A 6,696-nucleotide genomic window follows, 5' to 3' on the forward strand; every position below is an offset into this window, starting at 1 on the left:
GCTACACGCAGGTTGGCTCTGGTCTGGCGTCGCGGCTGGCGCGCGCCTTCAGGCTGCGCCGCAACGACGTGCGCATCCTCGTCGGCTGCGGCGCCGCCGGCGCCATCGCCGCCGCCTTCGACGCGCCGCTGACCGGCGCTTTCTACGGCTTCGAGCTGATCATCGGCATCTATTCGGTCGCCAATGTCGCGCCGGTGATGACGGCGGCCATCTGCGCCTCGCTGACCGCCGAGGTGTTCGGCGTCGTGCCTTTTCCGCTGGAACTGTCCGGCCTGCCGGCGCTGACCGCCAGCCAGTACATCCCGTTCCTGCTGCTCGGCCTGCTCGGGGGCGCCGCCTCGATCGCCATCATGCATCTGGTCAGCCTGATCGAGCACGGCTTTGCCCGGCTGTCGGTCGATGCGTCGCTGCGGCCCTTCATCGGCGGCATCCTTGTCGGGCTGCTCGGCCTAGTCACGCCGCAGGTGCTGTCCAGCGGCCATGGCGCGCTGCATCGCGAATTCGCGATGAACTATGGGCTTGGCGTCGTCGCCAGCGTCTTCGTGCTGAAGCTGGCGGCCTCGGCGATCTCGCTCGGCTCGGGGTTTCGCGGCGGCCTGTTCTTCGCCTCGCTGTTTCTCGGCGCGCTGCTCGGCAAGGTCTTCGCCGGCGTGATGGCCACCGTCTCGCCGGCGACCGGCATCGACCCGGCCGTCGCCGCCGTCGTCGGCATGACCTCGCTCGCCGTCGGCGTCGTCGGCGCGCCGCTGACGATGACCTTCCTGGCGCTGGAATCGACACGCGACCTGACGCTGACCGGCGTCGTGCTGGCGGCTTCGATCATGGCGGCGATGCTGGTGCGCGAGACCTTCGGCTACTCCTTCTCGACCTGGCGTTTCCACCTGCGCGGCGAGACCATCCGCAGCGCCCACGACGTCGGCTGGATGCGCAGCCTCACCGTCGGCTCGATGATGCGCAAGGATGTCCGCACCATCGATGCCGCGACGACGCTCGGCGCCTTTCGCAAGGCGGTGCCGCTGGGCTCGGCGCAGCGCGTCATCGCCGTGGATGAAGGCCAGCACTATGTCGGCGTGCTGATCGTGGCGGAACTGCACAGCGAGCTTGCGGACGGCGAGACGCCGGTGTGGTCGCTTGCCCGGTTCAAGGACGCCGTGCTGGTGCCTTCCATGAACGTCCAGACGGCGGCCGAAACCTTCCAGCGCGCCGGTGCCGAGGAACTGGCCGTGGTCGAGGATTTCGCCGACCGCGTCGTGCTCGGCCTTTTGACCGAAAGCCATCTGATGCGGCGCTATGCCGAGGAACTGGACAAGGCGCGACGGGACCTCTCCGGCGAAGGCTAGCGCGTCTCCCGCACCTCCCTTATCGATCTGCCGACCTCAACCCGCCGACTTGCCTGGCCTAGCCATAGGCGCGGCTCTGGCGCCACGCGCGACTTGTCAGATGTACAGTGGCACTGTACAGTCTGTTAAGTGGAGGAGGAGACGGCATGAGCAAGGCTTCCGGCCAAGCTTCGGCAAAGACGGGCGACGCACCGGCCGCTACGCATGCCCATCAGGTGCTGGGAATGCGCCTGAAAACCCTTCGGCTCGCCCGCAGGCTGTCACTGCGGGAGCTTGCCGAGGCAACCGGAACCAGCGCCAGCTTCATCAGCCAGCTCGAGCGCGGCCTGACCGGCGCCAGCACTGCCTCGCTCAACCAGATGGCTTCGGCGCTCGGCGTCAGCGTGGCGATGCTGTTCGAGGAAAGTGCCGAGCAGAACCATGGGGTCTTGCGGCGCAGCGAGCGGCCGAGCCTGCCGCCCAGCGACGGCTGCCGCAAGATGCTTTTGTCGCGCCCGCCGCTCAGCGACATGGAAGTCTATATCGGCGAATTCGACATTGGCGGCTCGACCGGGCCCGATCTCTACACCCATGGCGACGCGCACGAGATGCTTGTCGTCCTGCGTGGGGTCCTGGAGGTTTCGCTCGGCGACGCGCGCCACGTGCTCGAGGAAGGCGACAGCATCGAATACGCGACCTCGACGCCGCATCGCAGCGAGAACATCGGCAGCGGCCGCGCCGAGGTGATGTGGATCATCGCGCCACCGACCTCGGCGCGCGCCGAGCTCGACCAATATACGGCCTGGAAACCGCTCGCGGCCAGGTAGTTCCGATCAAACGCGGGTAGCAATGGGAGAATGACAATCATGCTGAAGTCGACACGTTTTGGCATTTGGCGCGGCGATGGTGCTCGGCTTTCTGGGCACGGCTGCGATGGCGCAGGAGAACCCTGTCGCCGGCGCGGTCAAGGAAGGTTCGCTGAAGGGCAAGACCCTGACGTTCGTCTCCTTCGGCGGCATCTACCAGGACGGCCAGGTGGCCGCGCTTAAGGAGTTCGTCGAAAAGTCCGGCGTCACCTTGCTCAATGACGGCCCGACCGAGATCGCCAAGCTGCAGGCGCAGGTGGAGTCCGGCAACGTGACCTGGGACGTGGTCGATACCGCCGACTTCCCGCCTTACGTCTATTGCGGCAAGCTGTTCCAGAAGCTCGACCTCTCCAAGCTCGACGTCTCGCACATTCCAGAGGGCCAGGTCAGCGAGTGCTCGGTGCCGGCGATGAACTATGGCGTCGTGCTGATGTACAACACCGAGAAGTACAAGGATAACCCGCCCAAGAGCTGGGCCGACTTCTTCGACACGGCAAAGTTCCCGGGCGTGCGCGGCATCGACGGCTCCGGCGACTTCACCGGGGGCCTCTTGGAGCAGGCCCTCAAGGTCGGCGGCGGCGATCCGAAGGCGATGACGGCAGCCGATATCGACAAGGCCATCGACGTGGTGCGTAAGCTCGGCCCCGACACCATCTACTGGAAGACGGGCGCCGAATCGCAGCAGCTCGCCGAATCCGGCGAGGCCGACATGCTGATGATGTGGACCGGCCGCGCCATGACCGCGGTCAAGAACGGCGCCAAATACGCGCCGGCTTGGCAGGACTGGCTGGTGGTGATGGACCAGATGACCATTCCCGTCGGCGTCAAGGACACGGATGCCGCCTATGCGCTGCTCAATGCCTATCTCGGCAAGCAGTCGCAGGAGGTGCTGACGCAGACGACCTCCTATACGCCGACCAACAATGAGGCGCAGCCGAAGGTCGACGCCTCCGTCGCCGCCTTCCTGACCAACACGCCCGATCGCCAGAGCCAGGGCTACAAGCAGAACATCAAGTTCTGGGTCGAGAACTTCCAGGCGGCGCAGGAGAAGTGGTCGGCGATGATGGCCGGCAACTAAGGGGCGAACGGAGACAAAGGTCGTGAGCGCGTCCGATTCCACGATCCAGCCCGCCGCCCTAGGGTGGCCGGGACGGGCGTGGAGGCCGTACGCGCTCGCGCTGCCGGCGCTCATCCTGCTCATCGCGGTGATCGGCTATCCGCTGCTCACCATCGTGCTGCGCAGCCTATCGGAGCCGGAATGGGGCGTGCAGAACTATGCCTGGTTCTTCGGCGCGCCCGTCAATCTCACGGTTCTGCGGCGGACTTTCACCATCTCGGCCTGGGTGACGCTGGTGTGCGTGGTCTCGGCCTATCCTTACGCCTATCTCATGACTGCGGTCGGACCGCGCGTCCGGTTGATGCTGGTGCTTTGCGTGCTGATCCCGTTCTGGGTGAGCGGGGTGGTGCGCACGTTGTCATGGGTGATCCTGCTGCAGGATTCGGGCGTCATCAATTCGCTGCTGCGCGCGGCTGGCTTCAGCGGCGTCAAGCTGATCCGCACCCAGACCGGCGTGGTGATCGGCATGGCGCAGGTGCTTTTGCCATTCATGATCCTGCCGCTCTATTCGGTCATGAAAGGCATCGACCTCAGGCTAATGCGAGCGGCGCGGAGCCTCGGCGCGTCACCGTTCCGCGCGTTCTTCACCGTCTACCTGCCGCTGTCGCTGCCGGGCGTCCATGCCGGTGCCATCATCGTCTTCATCCTGGCGCTGGGCTTCTACATCACGCCGGCGCTGCTCGGCGGCCCGCGCTCGACCATGCTGTCGACGCTGGTGCAGACGCAGGTGCTCAGCCTGCTGCAATGGGGCCGTGGCGGCGCGATGGGCGTGGTGCTGCTCGTCGCCACCTTCCTGCTGCTGGCGCTGGCGGCGCCGGTGATGCGCTCCAGGCACCGGGAAGCGGGGCGACGCTGATGGAGATGAAGCCCCTCACGCGCGTCGTCCTCGGGCTCGTCTGCCTGCTGGTGGCGATATGGCTGGTGGCGCCGACGCTCGTCGTCGTGCCGATGTCGTTCAACGCCAACAAGTCGCTGGCGTTTCCGCCGCAAGGCTTCTCCTGGCAATGGTACCAGAACTTCGCCACCAGCCCGGAATGGTCCACCAGCTTCCTGAACTCGCTCAAGGTTGCCTCGTTGGTGGCGGTGCTGGCGACGGTGCTCGGCACGCTGGCGGCCTTTGGCCTCGACCGCATGAAGGCGCGGCCGGCCAACCTTTTGCGGATGCTGATGCTGACGCCGATGGTGGTGCCCGGCGTGGTGCTGGCCATCGGCATTTATGCCGTCTATCTCGACACCCACCTGGTCGGAACGATGCTGGGCTTCGTGCTTGCCCACACCATCCTTGCGCTTCCTTTCGTGCTGATCGCCGTCTCAGCCAGTCTCGAAGTGTTCGACAGGCGGCTGGAGACGGCGGCGGCGAGCCTCGGCGCCGGTGCGCTGACGACGTTCCGCACGGTAACGCTGCCGCTGATCCTGCCCGGCATCCTATCCGGCCTGCTGTTCGCCTTCGCCACCTCCTTCGACGAGATCGTCGTGTCGCTGTTCATCACCAATCCCTACCTGAAGACATTGCCCGTGCAGATCTTCTCTTCCATCACGCGCGACGCCGACCCGACGGTCGCCGCGGTCGGCACGATCCTTTTGTGCGCCACCACGATCCTGATCGGTGGCGGCATGCTTCTCCTTGGCCGCGAGCGGAAGGGACGCCAATGAACCCAAGGCAGGCGAGCAAGGGCGCGGCGATCGACCTGGAGTCGATCAGCAAGGCCTATGGCGGCTTCAAGGCGCTGGACGGCGTCTCGCTTCGCATCGAGCCCGGCGAATTCATGACGCTGCTCGGGCCAAGCGGCTCCGGCAAGACGACGACGCTCAACGTCATCGCCGGCTTCACCGATGTGACCAGCGGCAAGCTCCTGGTCGGGGACAAAAGCGTGGTCGGCGTGCCGGCGCACAAGCGCAACATCGGCGTCGTCTTCCAGCACTACGCGCTGTTCCCGCACATGACGGTCGGCCGCAACGTGGCCTATCCACTGACGTTGCGCGGCGTCGGGCAGGATGAGCGCAAGGCGCGGGTGACGCGGGCGCTCGACATGGTCAAAATGGGCGACTTCGCGCATCGCTACCCTAGCGAATTGTCGGGCGGCCAGCAGCAGCGCGTGGCGCTGGCCCGCGCCATCGTCTTCGACCCCCCGCTGCTGTTGATGGACGAGCCGCTCGGCGCGCTCGACAAAAAGCTGCGCGAATGGCTGCAGCTTGAGATCAAGCGCATCCATCGCGAGCTCGGCACCACCTTCGTCTATGTCACGCACGACCAGGAAGAGGCGCTGGTGCTCTCGGACCGCATTGCGGTGTTCAATCGCGGCCAGATCGAGCAGGTCGGCACCGGCCGGCAGCTCTACGACGAACCGGCGACGCTGTTCGTCGGCCGCTTCATCGGCGACTCCACGGTGTTGCGCGGCGAGGCGCGGAGCGACGGCACGAGCACCGCGCTCAGCATCGCCGGCGAGACGGTGACGGCGCCAAGGCGCATCAACGGGGAGGCCAGCCCGGTGATGCTGCTGCGTCCAGAAAAGCTGGCCATCCGCCGGCCCGGCCACAACGGGGCAAATGGCGCCAACCGGCTGCCGGGGACAATTGCGGAAGCCATCTATCTCGGCTCAGGATCGAAATACGAAGTCAGGCTCGCCGACGGCTCCACGGCGATCGTGCGCTCGCCGCTAACCGGCGACAGCTTTGGGCTGGGAGAGCAGGTGGAGCTTTGCTTCGACGGCGCCGACGCCAAGCTTTTGGCCGACGACAGCGCCGCCGACACGACGCTGACCTGATCCCGATCAATCCGCCAACCAATCCGGAAGTCATCCCATGCAAGCCAAGCGCAACGGCGACATATCGTTCTGGTATGCGGATATCGGCGGGGTTCCCGCGCCGCGGCCGCCCTTGCCCGGCGATATCGAGGCCGATGTCGCCATCGTCGGCGCAGGCTACACCGGCCTTTGGACCGCCTACTATCTGAAGAAGGCGAGACCGTCGCTGCGCATCGCGCTGATCGAGCGCGAATTCGCCGGCTTCGGCGCGTCGGGCCGCAATGGCGGCTGGCTGTCGGGCGGCTTCACCTGGTCGCGCGAGAAATATCTCAAGACCTCGACCCGGCGAGGTGTCAGCGCCATGCAGGCGGCCATGGCCGGCTGCGTCGACGAGGTGATCCGGGTGGCGGCCGCTGAGAGCATCGATGCCGACATTCGCCGCGTCGACAATCTGACGGTGGCCACCAACCCGGCGCAGCTCGAACGCGCCCGCGAGGAGTGCGAGACGATCCGCGCCTGGGACGTCGATCCGAACCGCGTCGAGATGCTCGATCAAGCGGCGACCCGGGCGCGCATCAATGTCCGCAACGTCCTTGGCGGCTTCGTCGTCCATGGCCAGGCGCGGGTGCAGCCGGCCAAGCTGGTGCGCG

At 66.3% G+C, this 6,696-nt stretch carries 7 protein-coding genes; all 7 read left to right on the forward strand.

What is annotated here, in order from left to right; translation table 11 throughout:
• The coding region (locus EN781_RS21750; RefSeq protein ID WP_145965576.1) for a chloride channel protein at positions 1–1,340 on the forward strand (1,340 nt) is incomplete at its 5' end.
• 146 nt (positions 1,341–1,486) lie between these two features.
• Positions 1,487–2,146, forward strand: coding sequence for an XRE family transcriptional regulator (locus tag EN781_RS21755; RefSeq protein ID WP_126058459.1), 660 nt, complete (start codon positions 1,487–1,489; stop codon positions 2,144–2,146).
• Between the two features lie 106 nt (positions 2,147–2,252).
• Positions 2,253–3,263 carry a PotD/PotF family extracellular solute-binding protein gene (locus EN781_RS21760; protein ID WP_245492632.1) on the forward strand — a complete coding sequence of 337 codons (1,011 nt, stop codon included), beginning with the start codon at positions 2,253–2,255 and terminating at the stop codon, positions 3,261–3,263.
• Between the two features lie 22 nt (positions 3,264–3,285).
• The gene (locus EN781_RS21765; RefSeq protein ID WP_126058460.1) at positions 3,286–4,158 is read left to right on the forward strand and encodes an ABC transporter permease; all 873 of its coding nucleotides are present in this window, start codon (positions 3,286–3,288) and stop codon (positions 4,156–4,158) included.
• Positions 4,158–4,955, forward strand: a complete 798-nt coding sequence (locus EN781_RS21770; RefSeq protein WP_126058461.1) for an ABC transporter permease — start codon at positions 4,158–4,160, stop codon at positions 4,953–4,955. Before EN781_RS21765 ends, EN781_RS21770 begins: the two co-directional genes overlap by 1 nt.
• A complete protein-coding gene (locus tag EN781_RS21775; RefSeq protein ID WP_126058462.1) occupies positions 4,952–6,067 on the forward strand; it encodes an ABC transporter ATP-binding protein in 1,116 nt (371 codons plus the stop codon). Before EN781_RS21770 ends, EN781_RS21775 begins: the two co-directional genes overlap by 4 nt.
• A 37-nt stretch (positions 6,068–6,104) precedes the next feature.
• Positions 6,105–6,696 (forward strand): FAD-dependent oxidoreductase (locus EN781_RS21780; RefSeq protein WP_127400320.1); only part of this gene is annotated, 592 nt, incomplete at its 3' end.

The organism is Mesorhizobium sp. M4A.F.Ca.ET.090.04.2.1 (genome assembly GCF_003999085.1).
Classification (GTDB): domain Bacteria; phylum Pseudomonadota; class Alphaproteobacteria; order Rhizobiales; family Rhizobiaceae; genus Mesorhizobium.